Raw genomic sequence first — 16724 nt, 5'->3', positions numbered from 1 at the left:
CCGCCTTCCAACATCGGATACGTATTGTGCCTCACGCACTCGCCGTCCCCCTCCGCGCGGAGCGCCTGGGAGATGCCGCGTCGTACCGCGCCGCGGCGCAGCTGTACTCCCGCGTCTTCGGCTACGAGGACCGGGATCTTTCCGTCAACCCCCACCTGCTGAGTGCCCTCGTGCGCAACGGCGGGTCGGCCGTCGGCGTCTTCACTCCGGCTGACGAGCTGATCGGCTTCGCCTACGGATTCTCGGCACGGGATGCCGCAGGTCGCGACTTCCACTACTCGCAGGCAGCCGTCGTGGACCCCCGCCACCAGGGCCAGGGCGTCGGCCGCATGCTGAAGGACTGCCAGCGGCGGATCGCGCTGGAGTGGGGCCACGACACCATGCGGTGGACCTTCGACCCCCTCCTGACCCGCAACGCCCACTTCAACTTCTCGTCGCTCCGGGCGGAGGGCATCGCCTTCGCACCCGACTACTACGACCGCCCCGGGACCGATCGGGTCGTCGTGGAGTGGGTGCTGCGCCGAGACCACGACCCGCACGTCGCGCTGCGGGGCCTCCAGCCGCCGGCGTTCGCGCGCGCCGACTGGGGGCGGGCCGAAGACGCCACCGCGGTCGGCCCCGCCGGCTCGGTGGAGGTGCGGTGGCTCCCACTCGCGACCGAGCCGCATGGCGACGCCGGCAGCCTGCGCGTGGCTCTCACGTCGATGCTCGACGGTGAGCACGTCCTGGTGGCGTGCCGGCGCGTCTCGGCCGACACGGCGGCATACCTCGCGGTGCGAAACGCCCGCGCGACCGGAGAAGGGGTGGGGCCGTCATGACCGAGGGGCCACAGGACGACGAGGGGGCACTGGACCGGTCGCTGGTCTCGCCCCGAGAACGCTACGGCGAGCGCTTCCGCACCAACATCTCCGCCGAGGGCTTGCAGGCACGTGTGATCGAGGCCGAGACGCGGTCGTTGGCGCGCACCTTCGAACAGCTCAGCCGCAGCGGAGAGGCTTCGCGCGCGGCGGCGCTCATCCTCGGTGCCCGGCGGCGGTACATCAGCGGCCGTGGCAAGACATCGGCCTACGCGGAGCTGCTCAACGCCGACCTCTCGGCGACGCTCTCGAACGTGTTCCTCGTCGACGGACGCTCGCTGTCGCCGCTCACGGTGCTCACCGACGTGCGCGCATCCGACGTGCTGGTCGTCTTCACCATGCGCCGCTACCGCGAAGAGACCGTGCGGTTCGGCGAGCTCTTCCACGAGGCCGGCGGACAGCTGGTGCTCATCACCGACAGCGAGAAGGCGCCCTTGACCGAATCGGCATCCGCCGTCATCCGCGTGCACACGCATTCCGCGTCGTACGCCGACTCCCCCACCGCCGTCGCTGCGGTCTGCCACTTGCTCAGCACCCTCACCACCGCCAGCGCGAAAGGGGCTCGCCGTCGGCTTGCCGGACGCGACCGGTTCGCCGCCGACCTGGGGCTGTACCACCCAGACCCCCGGGACGGACACCGCCCGCACCGCGACGACACGGAGCGCGACGAGTGAGGGTGCAACGGCTGAGACTGTTCCGCGTCGGGCTGCCCCTCGTCCACGGCTTCGAGACGAGTTCCCATCGCAAGTCGGCGATCGACCACGTGCTGGTGGAGGCGACCGACGCCGACGGCGCGGTGGGGTGGGGTGAGATCGCCACACCCGCCGACCCGTACTTCTGCTCCGAGACGACCGACACCGCGTGGGCGGTGGCCATCCGCCACCTCATCCCCACCGTGGTCGGCGCGGACTGGGAGACGCCGGAAGAGCTCGAGCGCGGCTGGTCCCGCGTGCGGGGCCACGAGTTCGCGAAGGCGGGTTTCTCGGCGGCGGCGTGGGACCTGTACGCGCGGGCCACCGGCCGCTCGCTCGCCGCCGCGTTGGGAGGCAGCCGAACGACGGTGGCCGCCGGGGTGTCGCTCGGCATCGAGGCGGACGTCGACTCCCTGCTCGCCCAGGTGCAGCGCCACGTGGCGGCGGGATACGCGCGCGTGAAGCTCAAGATCGCCCCCGGCTGGGACGTGGCCCCGGTGCGCGCGGTGCGCGCCGCGCACCCCGGGCTCGATCTGCACGTCGACGCGAACGGCGCGTACCCCGACACCGCGGCATCCGCCGATGTCTTCCGTGAACTGGACCGGCACGGCCTGACGATGATCGAACAGCCCTACGCCCCGCGGGACTTCCTCGCCCACGCCCGGCTGCAGGCGAAGCTGCAGACGCCGCTGTGCCTCGACGAATCCGTCGTCGAGATCGCGGACCTGCAGACCATGCTCGCCCTCGACGCCGGACGCGTGCTCAACATCAAGGTCTCCCGCATGGGCGGGCTCACCACCGCCCGACGGGCGCACGACGTGGCGCGCGACGCCGGCATTCCGGTGTGGTGCGGCGGCATGCACGAGTTCGGCGTCGGGCGCGCGGCGAACGTGGCGCTGTCGTCCCTGCCCGGGTTCACACTGCCCTCCGATGTGTCAGGGTCGGACAAGTACTATGCCCGCGACGTCATCGTGCCCCCGGTGACGGCCCGGGCCGGACGGGTCGACGTGCCCACCACCCCCGGTCTGGGTCACGCGGTCGACACCGACTGGATCGCCGGCAACGCCTCCCAGCGGTTCGACACCGCCGCCGCGGTCTGAGACCGGAAGGAACCATGGATCCCCTCGCGCTCTACGTCCTCGACCTCGCCGAGCCCGATCCGGCGCGGAGTCTGCGGCGCGCCGACCCGCGCGCCGCGGTGCTGACCGCCACCGATCTCAGCGCCACCCGCGGTGACGGCGTCTTCGAGACGGTCATGGTCGTCGACGGCGTGCCGCAGGCCCTCGAACCGCACCTGGACCGGTTCGAGCGCTCCGCCCGGCTGCTGGACCTTCCCGCCCCGCGGCGCGACGTCTGGCGCCACGCGGTGCTCGCCGCCGCCGTCGAGGTGGGCGCCCTGCGCCGGCGCGCCGCCATCAAGTTCGTGCTCTCGCGCGGCGACGAGGCCGGTGATGGCACGCCCACCGGCTGGCTGCTGGGGTTCGCCCCGGCACGGCCCGCCGGTCCCCTGACCGAGGTGGACGTGGTGCTGCTGGACCGCGGCTACCGCCACGACGTGGCCACGACGTCGCCCTGGCTGCTGCAGGGCGCCAAGACCCTCTCCTACGCCCTCAACATGGCCGCGCTGCGCGAAGCGCGTCGCCGCGGCGCCGATGACGTGATCTTCGTCAGCAGCGACGGGTTCGTCCTCGAAGGCCCCAGTTCCACGGTCATCGCGCGCATCGACGGGGTGTACGTCACCCCGCCCGTCGACGTCGGCATCCTGCCCGGCACGACGCAGGCCGACCTCTTCGAAGGACTGCGCGCCGACGGCAGAAAGGCGGCGACACGCCGGCTCACGGTGCCGGAGCTGCTGCGGGCCGACGCACTGTGGCTCTGCTCCAGCACGCGCGGGGCCGCCGCGGTGCGCTCGGTCGACGGCGCCCCCTGCCCGGTCGATCGCGACGTGACCGCCCGGATGCAGCGTCACCTCGACGAAAGGACGGCCTGAGCATGATCCCGGTCATCGACGGCCACAACGACCTCGCGTGGGCATGCCGCGAGCACCACGACTACGACAGCACGGGCCTTCGCGAGACGACGGCGGGCCTGCACACCGACCTGCCACGGCTCGCTGCCGGCGGGGTCGGCGGCCAGTTCTGGTCGGTGTGGGTCGACCCGGTGCTCTCGGCGGCCGAGCAGGTGACCGCCACGCTGGAGCAGATCGATTTCGTCCACCGGTTCGTGGGCGACCACCCCGACCGGCTGGCGTTCGCGCGGACGGCCGACGACGTGCGCACCGCGATGGCGTCAGGGCGGGTGGCCTCGCTCATCGGCGTCGAGGGCGGCGCGCAACTGGGCGGTTCGCTCGGGGTGCTGCGCCAGTACGCGCGCCTGGGCGCCCGGTATCTGACCCTCACGTGGTCGCGCACGACCGACTGGGCGGACTCCGCCACCGACCTTCCCCGCCACGGCGGCCTCACCGAGTTCGGCCGCGAGGTCGTGCGCGAACTCAACCGCATCGGCATGCTCGTCGACCTCTCCCACGTGGCCCCCTCGACCATGCGCGACGCGCTCGAGGTCAGCATCCGCCCCGTGATGGTCAGTCACTCGGCGGCGCTCACCCTCTGCGACCATCCGCGCAACGTGCCCGACGACGTGCTGCGCGCCATCGGTGCGGGCGGAGGAGTCGTCATGGTCGCGTTCGTCCCGTCGTTCCTCATGCAGGAGCGGCGGGACTGGGTGCTCGCCGGGGCGCAGGGCACACCGCCAGAGGTGGGCATCGCCGACGTCGCCGACCACGTCGAACACATCCGCGATGTCGCGGGCGTGCACGCCGTGGGACTCGGTGCCGACTACGACGGCACCGACGCCATGCCGACGGGCCTGCACGACGTCTCGACGTACCCGCAGCTGCTGGCCGAGCTGGCCCGCCGTGGATGGTCGCGCCCGGACCTCGAAGCGCTCGCGCACGGCAACGTGCTGCGCGTGTTGGAAGCCTCGGATGCCGATCACCTCGCCTTCCTCGACGGCCGGGCCGCGCGGCCCACCCCGATCGCCCTGCGGCCGGCGGTGGACACCACCGCGCGGGCCCGGCCGGCGGCACCCGCGCCCCGCGTGCTCGTGGTGCAGAACAGCGAGACCTCGGGACTCCGCCGGCTCGGTGGCTGGCTCGAGGAGGACGGTGTGACCGTCGACGTCGTGCTCGGCGCGCACGGGCTGCCCGCCGACCTCGGCGGCTACGACGGGCTGGTGATGCTCGGCGGCGGGCTCATGCCCGACGACGACGAGCGGGCCCCGTGGCTCGCGCAGGAGCGACGGCTGGCCGCAGACGCCATCGCCGCCGACCTGCCGACGCTGGGCATCTGCCTCGGCGGTCAGCTGCTCGCCCACGTCGCCGGCGGCGAGGTGCGCGCGTCGTTCGGCCCCAAGGAACGCGGCGCGACGGAGATCCTCCTCTCCGCCGCCGGAGATGCCGACCCGGTCATCGGGGCGCTCGCGCCCGCGGCGCCCATGATCGAGAACCACCAGGACATGATCACCGCGCTCCCCCCGGGGGCGCAGCTGCTCGCCTCGAGCGCAGCGGTCGCGAACCAGGCCTTCCGGCTGGGTGCGCACGTGCGCGGGGTGCAGTTCCACCCCGAGGTCTGCGCCGACGACCTGCTCGGCTGGACCGAGCCGACCACGCCGGCGCCGGGCGACGTGCCGGTGGCGCAGCTGGTGGATGCCGCGCGGCTGGTCGACGGGCACAACACCCGCGCCAGCCGGGGGCTGGCGGCAGCCTTCGCCGAAGAGGTGCGGGCCGTCGCCGCCGCGCGCCGCGCAATCGACCTGTCCGGTGCGACGACCGTCGGGGTGGGCGCGTGACCGAGCGCCGCAACTCCCGCGGTGACGCCGGGCTCGCACCCACCGCGGCGCCGCGCGACGCGGTGGCCCACGCCCGGGCCGCGCTCGGCACGCACCTGCTCGATGACGCGACCCGCACGGCGCCCGCCGGCATCGCGGCGGTGACCCACCGGGGGCGCGTCCTGGCGCTGACGTCGTTCGGTGAACCGCGGCGCGACGGCGCCCCCACCCGGCGCGACACCGTGTTCCGCATCGCATCGATGTCCAAGAGCTTCCTCGCCGCCACCGCGCTGTCGCTCCGCGACGAGGGGCTGCTCGACCTGCATGCGCCCGCGGCCGCCCTCGTGCCGCAGCTGGCAGCGGCGCGGTTCGCGGGCTCGACTGCCCGCGTGACGCTCGACGCACTGTTGTCGAACCGCAGCGGTCTACCCGAGGACAATCCGTGGGGCGACGACCACCTGGGCGACGCGTGGGAGCACCTGTCGACGCTGATCGCCGGCGGTCTGCGCCTGTCGGCGACACCCGGAACCGAGTACCAGTACTCGAACATCGGACAGTCGCTGGTCGGCAGGGCGATCGAGGCGGTCACGGGTCGCCCGGTCGAAGAGGTGGTGCGCGAGCGGATGCTGGCCCCGCTGGGGCTGACGGCGACGCGCTGGTCGGCAGCCGAGTACCTGCCGGGAGCCGATCTGGCGGCGGGCTTTCGCACCTTCGACGAGGGCGCCTCGTTCGCGGCGGAGCCCTATGTCGGCTCGGGGGCGCTGGCGTGCATCGGCAGCCTGTTCAGCACCGTCGACGATGTGGCGGCGTGGATGCACTTCCTGGGCTCCGCCTTCGACGACCGCCCCACGGCGCCAGAGATTCTGAGTGCCGCGTCGCGACGCGAGATGCAGACGGCTCGCACGATGATCCCGACGGCGGGGGCGGTCTTCGCCGACCGCGACGGAGACCTGGACGGCGCCGGGTATGGCTACGGTCTGGTGGTCGAGCACGATCGGCGGTTCGGCCGCATCGTGCAGCACGCCGGCGGACTCCCCGGGTTCTCGTCCCACATGCGCTGGCATCCGCCCACGGGTATCGGGGCGGTGGTCTTCGGCAACTCCGACGCGTTCCGCGCCGGCCGCATCGCGGCAGCGGTGCTGCGTGACGTGCTGGGCCGCGTCGACGCGCCGTCCGCGGTCGTGCAGCCCTGGCCCGAGACCGTGCACGCCGCGACTCGCCTGGACGAGCTGCTGCGGGCCGGGCGTCCGTTGACGGATGCCGGTGACCTGCTGGCCCGCAACGTGCTGACCGACGTCCCGGCCGGCGTGCGTGCGCAGCGCCTGCAGCAGGCACTCGCCGAGGTCGGACCGGTGCGCCCCGACGCCGCGCCATTCGCGGCGCGCATCGTCACGGCATCCGACGCGGCGGCGCTGCGCTGGACGGTTCCCTGTGAGCGTGGCGCGCTCGTCTGCGACGTGCGTCTGGTCGGCCTGGCGGCCCCGGTGGTGCAGGCGGTCGCCGTCGCCGTCGCGGGGCCCGATGGACGCAAGCCGCGTGACGAGCCGCCGAGCGCGGCCGACCACCACGCCGTGGCACTCCGCTGACGCGGCGCCTCTACTCCAGCGGCGGAACCGCCTCGTCGCCCGGAGCGGCCTCGCCGGCGGCGGTGAGCGCCTGGTCGACGGTCGAGTGCACGAGCGTGGCGAGATACGAACCCGGCTCGGGAACCCCCGCCTGCGCGAGCAGCGCCGCGGCCTGCGCGACGATCGACCGCGAGAAGTCCGTCGCCGTCGCGATCGCCTCGGCATAGGCGGCACGGTCGGCCTCGGCCACGACGACCGGTTCGCAGCCGAGTTCGACGGCGAGGGCCTGCGCGATCGGCAGCACCGGCGCCGGGGCGGACACTGCCGCGTGGGAGCCGACCAGCTGGCGGACGTCGGTGGTCGTGCCGGTGAAGGTGATGGCGGGATGCAGGGCGAGCGGAATGGCCCCCTTGAGCATCGCCGGCGCGAGCACGTCGTACCCGTGAGCGGGATCGGTGTGCAGCACGAGCTGGCCGGGCTGCCACGCGCCGACGTCCGCGAGACCGCTGACGAGTCCCGGCAGCTCGTCGGAAGGGACGGCGATGATCACCAGTTCGCTGCGGCGCGCGACCTCGACGGCGTCGAGTGTCGGAACGCCCGGCAGGATCGCCTCGACGCGGTCTGGGTCGGACCCCGGCGTGATGCCCACGAGGGCGTGTCCGGCGCCGGCGAGGGCCGCGCCGAGCACGGGGCCCACGCGCCCCGCGCCGATCACGCCGACGCCGAGTCGCGCGCTGCGGTTCACCGCGGGTCCTCCGGCTTGTGGGCGTCGGGCGCGCGCGGCGCCGGCCGCTCCGCGGGCGGCGGCACGACGATGACCGGGTGCTCGGGGGCCACAAGCGCAACCGGATGCAGCGGCGCCGGCGGAGCGGAGTCCGCGTCGATGGGCGTCTCGGGTGCGCCCTCGGCGAGCCATTCGGGCGCGGGCTCGCGCGCCGGTTCGGCCGCGGGTCGGGGCTCGGGCTGGGGCACCGATTCGGGCGTGAATTCGGGTGCGCCCTCGGGTGCTGACCCGGGCACGGGCACGCCGTCGGTCTCCGCAGCGGACCCGGCCTCACCGGCCCACCGGTGGGACCGGTCGGCGGCAGCCGCCCGCACGGCGGCGGCTTCGACGGCTTCGAGCAGGTTCACGGCGTCGTCCCGGTCGATGGCCGACACGTTCGCATACACCGGACCGGCGACGACGTGGCCGCGCACGGCAGCGACGCGCAGCGCCCGGTCGATCGGCCCCTGGTAGATCCCGATGCTCTGCAGCCGGGCCAGCGGGAGGATCGCGAGCTTGCGCCACACGACGCCCCGCCGCAGCAGCAGCTGGTCGCCGGTCAGGCGGAATCCGTTGCGCCGCCACGACAGCGGGCGGAGGATCCGCGCGCGCCGCGGGGTGGTCGCGTACTCGTCGCCCTCGACCGGCCCCTCGACGCCCTGCCGCAGCAGCAGCGCCGCGTCGGCCCCGGCGACCTGCGGCAGCAGCAGCTGCAGCACACGCTCGACATCGGCGAGCGTGCCGACCGGAAGCACGGTGGTGAACTGGTCGGTCGAGCCGTCGTAGACGCTGCGGCCGGTGAGCCGGTTGATCTTGATGGCCCACCACCCGAACCGGCGCCACAGCACGGACTGGCTCACCTCGAGGGCGTGCACCCGTCCCGGCGGCACGATCTCGGTGACCGTCGTGAGCAGACCGAAGGTTATGCGCACCCCATCGGGGGTCGGCGCGATGGAGTACCGCAGCGACCGCACGATCTGGCGCACCCAGTACGCTCCGAAGCCGATGACAGCCGGGACGACGCTCAGCAGCACCCAGGGCGTGCCGAGCACGGCGCCGACGATGATCGCGACGATGCCGAGGAGCAGCATCACGGTGCCGGGGCTGATGATCTGGGATGCCACCAGCCGCCCCACCGGGATGTGCACGACCGACTCGGGCGCTTCGGCGGCCTGATCGTCGCCCTCGATGAGACCGGTCAGCCCCCGGTTCACCGTCTGCGCGAGTGACCCGGCGGCGGCGGCCGTCGCGGCGGCCTTTCCCAGGCGCCGGCCCGAAGCGAGGCGCAGGATGTCGGCACGCACGGCTTCGGCGTTGGCGGTCGAGAGGTACTCGAGCTTCACGTTGGAGTCGGTGCCCGCGCCCACGACCTCGAGCTTTGCCATGCCCAGCAGCCGGGCGATCATCGGACGGGTGAGGTTGACCCCCTGCACGCGGTCGAGGGGGGCGCGGCGCTGGGTGCGGAAGAGGATGCCGCTGCGCACCTCGACGTCGTCGTCGGTGATGCGGAGGGTGTGGAAGCGCCACGACATGTAGAACCCGGCGATCAGCACCAGCACGAGACCGAGCACGACCAGCAGTGCGACGACGACGAGGTTGTTGGCGAGCACCCAGTCGATGGGGTCGCCACCCCCCTCGTATTCCTCCCACTCCTCGGTGTCGATCTGACCGCCCGAGAGGCCCGGGACGAAGATCGCGATGAGGCGATCGCGCAGGTTCGCGATGACGACGCCGATGATCACGATGAGCGCCAGACCGCCACGCAGCAGCGGACTCAGCGGGTGCATCCGGTGCCACTCGCCGTCGCTCAGCCGCGAGCGCACGAGCGCCGGCGGAGGCGCCGTCACGGCGGCCCCCTGCTCGGTCGTGCCGGCGGGATCGCTCACAGTCCCGTCCGACGGCTCTCGGCGACCGCGATCAGGTGATCGCGCAGCGCCTCTGCGGCCTGCTGCGACAGTCCGGGGATCGTCACGCCCGTGGTGGCCGCGGCGGTGACGAGCTTCAGCTGGGCGATGCCGACCCCTCGGTCCAGCGGCCCGTGGGTGATGTCGACGAGCTGCATCCGCCCGTAGGGGACGGCGACGATGCGCTGCCACAGGATGCCGCGACGGAACACCAGGTCGTCGTCGCGCAGCTGGTATCCGATCGCGCGCACCTGGCGGGGGAGGATCAGAATGGTCCACAGCAGGATCACGCCGAGGATGCCACCGGGGATGAGAGCCCACGTCTGATCCAGCACCAGCGTCAGCACGAGCACGGCGACGATGTCGAGCAGCAGGAACGCGCCGTAGCTCAGAAGCTGCACGCGCAGGTACTTGCGGGAGATCTGGTGCCAGGTGCCGTGCTCGAGTGCCAGCCGGCCCTCGCCCCGCGGCTCGATGAGACGGTCGTATGTGCCGGCGTCGAGGGCCGAGTCGGTGGCCGCCGTGCCCGTCGGGTCTACGGTGGCGGCGTCAGTGGTGGGTGGCAGTGCTGTCGGGCCCGGGGGCGGGGGGTTCGTCATCGTCGTCCTTCCGGATGGTGCACAGCTGCTCGGCGACGAGGGCGGTCGCCACCAGGATCGCACCGCCGATCGCAGTCGCGAGGATCGTCGTCACCGAGCCTAGCGAGGGGTCGGCCGGGCGCGTGGCCACGAAGACTCCGAGGCCGCCGGCGAACCCGGTGACGGCGGCGCCGGTGATGCTCGATGCCTTCGCGAGCATGGCGATGCGCACGGCCTGAAAGGGATTGACCGCCCGGCCGGTGTGCCGAGCCCCATCACGGGTGGCCCGCGCGATCGGCACGGCCAGCGCGATGAGGATCGCACCGAGCACGACCAGCAGCACGGGGAGCATGAGGGAGGGGGTGAAGGTGGGTCGCCCGGTTGCGGTGAGCGTCTGGTCGACGAGATACCCGGTGCCGAGGCCGAGCACGGCGGCGACGACGAGCGAGGCCGGCCCGGTGCGCTTCACGAGGCATCCCCCCGCTCACTCAGACGGCTCAGCAGTTCGGCGACGCTGCCCTGTCCGGGCAGCTGTGCGTCGGGATCGACCGTCAGCCACGGCCGCAGCACGAAGTCGCGCTCGCCGGCGCGCGGGTGCGGGAGCAGCAGCGCGGGGTCGTCGCTCTGCACCTCGCCGTAGGCGATGAGATCCAGATCCAGGGTACGGTCCTGCCAGCGGGCGGCCCCCGGCTCGCGCGCCGCCCGGCCGTGGGCGGCCTCGATGGCGTGCAGGTATCCCAGCAGCACGCTGGGCGCGAGTCGGGTCTGCAGCAGCGCCACCGAATTCAGGTAGGCGGGCGCGTCGGGGTCGGGGCCGTCGGGGGTGAGGGCGACCGTCTCGATGGGCGCCGACGCGACCACGTCGGTGGTCAGCGGCAGCCGTGCGAGGCTGCGCAGCGCCTCGGTCATGGTCGCCTCGCGGTCGCCGAGGTTCGCCCCGAGGGCGACGACGGCGCGCACGGGAGCGGCATCCGCGCTGTCGTGCGTCGAGCTGAACCCCTGCGCGAGTCGGCGGCTCATGGCATCCGTCCTCGGATGATCGTGACGGTGACGTCGTCGAAGGGCACCGGGATGGGAGCGGCGGGCTTGTGCACCGTCACGCGGACGCGCTGCACCGGCCGGCGGGCGAGCACGGCGTCGGCGATGCGGGCGGCGAGGGTCTCGAGCAGGTCGACGGGTTCGCCGGCGAGGATCGCCGCCACCTCCTCGGCCAGTTCGCCGTAGTGCACGGTGTCGGCGACGTCGTCGGTGGCGGCAGCCTGGCGGGTGTCGAGCGACAGCACCACGTCGGCGACGAACTCCTGGCCGTCACGGCGCTCGTCGGCGTACACCCCGTGGTGCCCGAAGGCACGGATGCCGGTGACGGCGATCTCGTCCAGGTCGCTCACGGTGCTGCTCCCTCTCTCCAGGCGCGGGCCACGGCCAGCGCGTCGCGGGTCGCGATCACATCGTGCACCCGCACGGCCCACGCGCCGTCGGCGGATGCGAGGAAGCTCGTGACGGCGGTCGCGAGGTCCCGGCGGCGCTCGTCGGCACCCTCCGCTCCGGCGCCGGCGCCCGCGGCGGCGAGGGCGTCGGCGAGGAAGCGCTTGCGGCTGGTTCCCACCAGCACGCGCAGGCCCAGGTCCACCACCTGCGGCAGGTGCGACAGCAGCATCCAGTTCTGGTCGCCGCGCTTGCCGAACCCGATGCCGGGGTCGACGATGAGGCGATCGCGCGGGATGCCGGCGCTCTCGGCGGCATCCACCCGCGCAGCCAGCTCGGCGACGACCTCGCCGGTGACGTCGGCGTAGTCGGCGCGGGCGTACATCTCGGTCGAAGGACCCCGCCAGTGGCCGATCGCCAGCTCCGCGCCGGTGCCGGCGACGGCCGCGAACATGCTGTCGTCGGCGAGGCCGCCCGACACGTCGTTGACGATGCGGGCGCCGGCGTGGACGGCGGCGACGGCCGTCTGGGAGTTCATGGTGTCGATGCTCACCACGGCGCCCGCGGCGGCGAGGGCCGAGACGACGGGCAGCACCCGATCGCGCTCGACGGCGGGGTCGACGCGCTCCGCGCCGGGGCGCGTGGATTCGCCGCCGACGTCGAGCAGGTCGGCGCCGTCGGCGAGCAGCTGCAGACCGTGGGCGATCGCGGCATCCGCCTGGGCGTACCGTCCGCCGTCGCTGAAGGAGTCGGGGGTGACGTTGACGATGCCCATCACGAGGGTCACCGCCCGCTCCCCGCGAGGAGAGCCATGATCTCGGCGCGCGCGGCGGGCTCGGCCATGTCGCCCCGGGCGGCCACGGTCACCGTGGAGGCGTCGGGCTGGCGTCCCCCGCGCATCGTGACGCACTGGTGGGTCGCGTCGAGGACGACGAGCACTCCGCGGGCATCGATCGCTCCGGCGATCGTGTCGGCCACCTGCTCGCCGAGACGCTCCTGCACCTGCGGGCGGGCGGCGAGGATGTCGACCACGCGCGGCAGTGCGCCGAGTCCCACCACCTGCTCGCCGGGGAGGTACGCGATGTGCGCGTGACCGGCGAAGGGCAGCAGGTGGTGCTCGCACACCGAGCGGAACCGGATGTCGCGCAGCATGACGGCACCGGAGGGCAGCGTGTCGGGCGCCGGACCCCGCGACACCGAGATGGTGTGCGCGAGGGGCTCAGCCGGGTCGGCGCCGACACCGGCGAAGAACTCCGCATAGGTGTCGGCGACGCGCTGCGGTGTCAGGCGCAGGCCCGGGCGCTCGGGATCCTCCCCGATCGCCACGAGCAACTCGCGCACCAGGGCCGAGACGCGCTCACGATCGACGGACACGCCCCGAGCCTATGCGGTTGCGGGGCGGGCCTGACCGGCAGGACGACGGCGCGTGGCCTTCTCGACCGCCTCATCGGCCTCGACGGCGGCCGCGAGACCGGCGTCCTCGCGGCGACGCGGCACCTCGATCGGCGGCAGGGCGGAAGCCGGCCGGTCTTCGCTCGACAGCCACTGCGGACGCTCGGGCAGGTGCTTGATGTCCTTGAAGATCTCGGCCAGCTCGATGTGGTCGAGGGTCTCCTTCTCCAGAAGCTCCAGCGCCAGCTTGTCGAGGATGTCGCGGTTGGCGGTGATCACCTCGTACGCCTCATTGTGGGCCTGCTCGATGAGTCCGCGCACCTGCTCGTCGACACGCTCGGCGATCGCCTCGGAGAAGTCGCGACCGTGACCCATGTCGCGGCCGAGGAACATCTCGCCGGATGCCGCGCCGAGCTTGACCGGTCCGACCTCGGTGGTCATGCCGTACTCGGTGACCATCTTGCGGGCGATGCCGGTGGCCTTCTCGATGTCGTTGGAGGCGCCGGTGGTGGGGTCGTGGAACACGACCTCCTCGGCGACGCGGCCGCCCATGGCGTAGGCGAGCTGGTCCTGCAGCTCGTTGCGCGTGACGGAGTACTTGTCATCCAGCGGCAGCACCATCGTGTAGCCGAGGGCCTTGCCGCGGGGAAGGATCGTCACCTTCGTCACCGGGTCGGTGTGGTTCATCGCCGCGGCAGCCAGGGCGTGACCGCCCTCGTGGTACGCGGTGATGAGCTTCTCCTTGTCCTTCATCACGCGCGTGCGGCGCTGCGGACCGGCGATGACCCGGTCGATCGCCTCGTCGAGGGCCCGCATATCGATCAGCTGCGCGTTCGAGCGCGCCGTGAGCAGGGCGGCCTCGTTCAGCACGTTCGCCAGGTCGGCACCGGTGAAGCCGGGGGTCTTGCGGGCGACGACCTCGAGGTCGACGGAGTCGGCGAGGGGCTTGCCGCGGCCGTGCACCTCGAGGATCTTGAGGCGGCCCTTGAGGTCCGGGGCATCCACCCCGATCTGGCGGTCGAATCGCCCAGGGCGCAGCAGCGCGGGGTCGAGGATGTCGGGGCGGTTGGTCGCCGCGATGACGATGACGTTGGCCTTGGGGTCGAAGCCGTCCATCTCGACGAGCATCTGGTTGAGCGTCTGCTCGCGCTCGTCGTGGCCGCCGCCCATGCCGGCACCGCGGTGACGGCCGACGGCGTCGATCTCGTCGATGAAGATGATGGCCGGCGCGTTCTCCTTGGCCTGGTTGAAGAGGTCGCGCACGCGGCTGGCGCCCACGCCGACGAACATCTCGACGAAGTCCGAGCCCGAGATGGAGTAGAAGGGCACTCCCGCCTCGCCGGCCACGGCGCGGGCGAGGAGCGTCTTTCCGGTTCCGGGAGGGCCGTACAGCAGCACGCCCTTCGGGATGCGCGCGCCCACGGCCTGGAAGCGCGCGGGGTCCTTCAGGAAGTCCTTGATCTCGTGCAGCTCTTCGATCGCCTCGTCGGCGCCGGCGACGTCCTGGAAGGTGACGGTGGGCGTCTCCTTGGTCACGAGCTTCGCGCGGGACTTGCCGAACTGCATGACCTTGCCGCCGCCGCCCTGCGCGGACGACATGAGGAACCAGAACAGCAGACCCAGCAGCAGGATCGGCAGGAGAAGCGAGAGGAACCCGTCGAACCAGGTGGCGCGCGGCACGGCGTCGTCGAAGCCATCCTTCGGCTCGGCCGCGTTGATGGCGCTGACCACCTCGTCGGCGCGCGCCTCCACATAGTAGAACTGCACCTCGGTGGCGCCCTCGTAGGGCTTGGACAGCGTCATGTCCACGCGCTGGTCGCCGTCGGTGTTGAGCACCTCGGTGACGGTGTCGCCGTCGAGCAGCTCCAGCCCCTCCTGGGTGGAGATCTGCTTGGCAGCGCCCAGGCTCGAGATGAGCGAGAAGCCGACCATGAGGAGCACGCCGATGAGCAGGATGTAGATCAGCGGGTTGCGAGCGATCTTCTTGAAGTTCATGGTGCGGGCCGACGCCCGGTCCCTTTCGACGGAGAGCAGCCCGTTCACGGGGACGGGCGACAGGGCCTCAGGTTATCGCGGGACGACAGCAACGGACTGTGCATTCGCCCAGGGCTTAAACAGCCCCGCGGCTCAGGCGTAGACGTGCGGGGCGAGCACCGCGACGTCGCGCAGGTTGCGGTAGCGCTCGGCGTAGTCGAGGCCGTAGCCGACGACGAACTCGTTCGGGATGTCGAAGCCCACGTAGCGGCAGTCGATGTGCACCTTGGCCGCATCGGGCTTGCGCAGCAGGGCGAGCACCTCGATCGACTCCGCACCGCGCGAGGCGAAGTTCTCCAGCAGCCAGCTGAGGGTCAGCCCCGAGTCGATGATGTCCTCGACGATGAGCACGTGCTTGCCGTGCAGGTCGGTGTCGAGGTCCTTGCGGATCTGCACCACGCCGCTGGACTTGGTGCCGGCGCCGTACGACGACACCGCCATCCAGTCCATCGTGATGTCGCTCTGCAGCGACCGGGAGAAGTCGGCCATCACCATCACGGCCCCCTTGAGCACACCCACCAGCAGCAGGTCCTTGCCGGCGTAGTCGGCGTCGACCTGCGCCGCGAGCTCGCGGAGCTTCTGCTGGATCTCCTCCTCGGTGACGAGGATGGTGGAAAGCTGGTCCGAGATGTCGGCGGCACGCATGCGTCGAGTCTAGATTCCCGTCGGCGGTGCCGTGAACTCGATGAGCCCGCCGCGGCGGGCGGCGCGGCATCCCGGCAGGTCGATCGGCCCCTGTCCTGACCAGTCGGTGACCAGGCGCGCGACCTCGAGGGTCTGCGATCGCGTGAGCGACTGACCGAACTCGCTGGCCACGACGTGGCGGATGATGCGGTGGCGCAGCGCCGGCGGGTTGGCCGCGAGCGCCGCCGTCGACACGGCGATGCCGGCCTCTGCGGGTTCGACGATGTCCTCGATGGTCTCGTGGATCATCTCGGCGAACGCCTCGGCATCCTCGCGCAGCTGCTCGGCGGTGCGCGCGAGGGCTTCGGCGACGCCGGGACCGAGCTCGGCCTCGAGCACCGGCAGCACTGTCTCGCGCACCCGCACACGGGCGAACCGCCGGTCGGTGTTGTGGGGGTCGTCCCACGGATCGAGGCCGGCGGCCGCGCAGGCGGCCCGGGTGGTCTGCCGGCGTACCGTCAGAAACGGGCGCAGCCACCGCAGTCCGGTCGTGTCATCGCGGCGCACGGGTGCCATGCCGGCCAGGCTCGTCGCGCCCGAACCGCGCGCGAGGCCCAGCAGCACGGTCTCGGCCTGGTCGTCGAGAGTGTGGCCGAGCAGCACCGCGTCGGCACCGCGGGCGGCGGCGGCCTCGGTGAGAGCGCGGTAGCGGGCGTCGCGCGCGGCGGCCTCGGGGCCTCCGGGCGCGGCCGGGTCGACCGTCACCCGCACGACGGCGGACTCGATACCGAGTGCCGCGGCCGCCGCCGCCGCGCTGTCCGCGGCGGCGGCCGAACCGGGCTGCAGCCCGTGGTCGACCGTGATGCTGGCCACCCGCACACCCAGCTTGGGCGCCTCGAACGCGGTCGCGGCGGCGAGGGCCAGCGAATCGGCCCCGCCGCTCAGGGCGACGATCACCTCGCCGCCATCGGCAAAGGGCTGCAGCGCGGCGCGGACGGCGCGGCGGGTCTCGGCGACGGCGGGGTTCAGGGACGGCACGCGACCACGGTAGCGGCCCCGGCCGCC

General features: G+C 72.7%; 17 protein-coding genes. 6 read left to right on the top strand and 11 right to left on the bottom strand.

The genetic code is table 11. The annotated features are described in order from the left end of the window. The first annotated feature begins 26 nt into the window (after positions 1–26). From QNO14_RS00985 to QNO14_RS00955, 6 genes are read left to right on the top strand one after another with little or no spacing between them, the layout of a single operon-like run. A complete protein-coding gene (locus tag QNO14_RS00985; RefSeq protein WP_257507053.1) occupies positions 27–818 on the top strand; it encodes a GNAT family N-acetyltransferase in 792 nt (263 codons plus the stop codon). Beyond that, entirely contained in the window at positions 815–1531 is a 717-nt protein-coding gene (locus QNO14_RS00980) for a MurR/RpiR family transcriptional regulator (protein WP_257495393.1), read from the top strand. Before QNO14_RS00985 ends, QNO14_RS00980 begins: the two co-directional genes overlap by 4 nt. Before the next feature lie 2 nt (positions 1532–1533). Then, positions 1534–2649, top strand: a complete 1116-nt coding sequence (gene menC, locus QNO14_RS00975; RefSeq protein WP_257507054.1) for an o-succinylbenzoate synthase — start codon at positions 1534–1536, stop codon at positions 2647–2649. 14 nt (positions 2650–2663) lie between these two features. Next, complete coding sequence (locus tag QNO14_RS00970) at positions 2664–3539, top strand: aminodeoxychorismate lyase (RefSeq protein ID WP_257507055.1); 876 nt, start codon at positions 2664–2666, stop codon at positions 3537–3539. Between the two features lie 2 nt (positions 3540–3541). Beyond that, positions 3542–5395: a membrane dipeptidase gene (locus QNO14_RS15310; protein ID WP_306815149.1), complete on the top strand. Its 1854-nt coding sequence runs from the start codon at positions 3542–3544 to the stop codon at positions 5393–5395. Then, positions 5392–6960 carry a serine hydrolase domain-containing protein gene (locus QNO14_RS00955; protein WP_257507056.1) on the top strand — a complete coding sequence of 523 codons (1569 nt, stop codon included), beginning with the start codon at positions 5392–5394 and terminating at the stop codon, positions 6958–6960. The genes QNO14_RS15310 and QNO14_RS00955 overlap by 4 nt, the downstream gene beginning before the upstream one ends. A 10-nt stretch (positions 6961–6970) precedes the next feature. Here the strand turns inward: QNO14_RS00955 and QNO14_RS00950 are convergent, their stop codons facing one another. The 11 genes from QNO14_RS00950 to tilS form a co-directional block, all read right to left on the bottom strand. Beyond that, positions 6971–7684: a DUF2520 domain-containing protein gene (locus tag QNO14_RS00950; RefSeq protein ID WP_257495389.1), complete on the bottom strand. Its 714-nt coding sequence runs from the start codon at positions 7682–7684 to the stop codon at positions 6971–6973. Beyond that, positions 7681–9588, bottom strand: coding sequence for a PH domain-containing protein (locus QNO14_RS00945; RefSeq protein ID WP_257507057.1), 1908 nt, complete (start codon positions 9586–9588; stop codon positions 7681–7683). Before QNO14_RS00945 ends, QNO14_RS00950 begins: the two co-directional genes overlap by 4 nt. After that, positions 9585–10205 (bottom strand): PH domain-containing protein, encoded by a 621-nt coding sequence (locus tag QNO14_RS00940; RefSeq protein ID WP_257495387.1) that lies wholly within the window; start codon positions 10203–10205, stop codon positions 9585–9587. The genes QNO14_RS00945 and QNO14_RS00940 overlap by 4 nt, the downstream gene beginning before the upstream one ends. Continuing rightward, positions 10156–10653 (bottom strand): DUF3180 domain-containing protein, encoded by a 498-nt coding sequence (locus tag QNO14_RS00935; protein WP_257507058.1) that lies wholly within the window; start codon positions 10651–10653, stop codon positions 10156–10158. Before QNO14_RS00935 ends, QNO14_RS00940 begins: the two co-directional genes overlap by 50 nt. Continuing rightward, positions 10650–11204, bottom strand: a complete 555-nt coding sequence (folK, locus tag QNO14_RS00930; RefSeq protein ID WP_257507059.1) for a 2-amino-4-hydroxy-6-hydroxymethyldihydropteridine diphosphokinase — start codon at positions 11202–11204, stop codon at positions 10650–10652. Before folK ends, QNO14_RS00935 begins: the two co-directional genes overlap by 4 nt. Further along, positions 11201–11572 carry a dihydroneopterin aldolase gene (gene folB / locus QNO14_RS00925; protein ID WP_257495384.1) on the bottom strand — a complete coding sequence of 124 codons (372 nt, stop codon included), beginning with the start codon at positions 11570–11572 and terminating at the stop codon, positions 11201–11203. The genes folK and folB overlap by 4 nt, the downstream gene beginning before the upstream one ends. Further along, positions 11569–12396, bottom strand: a complete 828-nt coding sequence (folP, locus tag QNO14_RS00920) for a dihydropteroate synthase (RefSeq protein ID WP_257507060.1) — start codon at positions 12394–12396, stop codon at positions 11569–11571. The genes folB and folP overlap by 4 nt, the downstream gene beginning before the upstream one ends. Next, positions 12393–12983: a GTP cyclohydrolase I gene (gene folE, locus QNO14_RS00915; RefSeq protein WP_257495382.1), complete on the bottom strand. Its 591-nt coding sequence runs from the start codon at positions 12981–12983 to the stop codon at positions 12393–12395. Before folE ends, folP begins: the two co-directional genes overlap by 4 nt. 9 nt (positions 12984–12992) lie before the next feature. Then, a complete protein-coding gene (gene ftsH / locus QNO14_RS00910; protein ID WP_257495435.1) occupies positions 12993–14996 on the bottom strand; it encodes an ATP-dependent zinc metalloprotease FtsH in 2004 nt (667 codons plus the stop codon). Positions 14997–15128: 132 nt separating this feature from the next. Next, complete coding sequence (gene hpt / locus QNO14_RS00905) at positions 15129–15680, bottom strand: hypoxanthine phosphoribosyltransferase (RefSeq protein WP_257495381.1); 552 nt, start codon at positions 15678–15680, stop codon at positions 15129–15131. Positions 15681–15689: 9 nt separating this feature from the next. Beyond that, positions 15690–16697 (bottom strand): tRNA lysidine(34) synthetase TilS, encoded by a 1008-nt coding sequence (tilS, locus tag QNO14_RS00900; RefSeq protein ID WP_257507061.1) that lies wholly within the window; start codon positions 16695–16697, stop codon positions 15690–15692. Positions 16698–16724: the final 27 nt, after the last annotated feature.

This window comes from Microbacterium sp. zg-Y625, from assembly GCF_030246925.1.
Lineage (GTDB): Bacteria > Actinomycetota > Actinomycetes > Actinomycetales > Microbacteriaceae > Microbacterium > Microbacterium jiangjiandongii.
The sequence above is the reverse complement of the archived record's forward strand: the minus strand, read 5'-3'. Positions and strand labels throughout refer to the sequence as shown.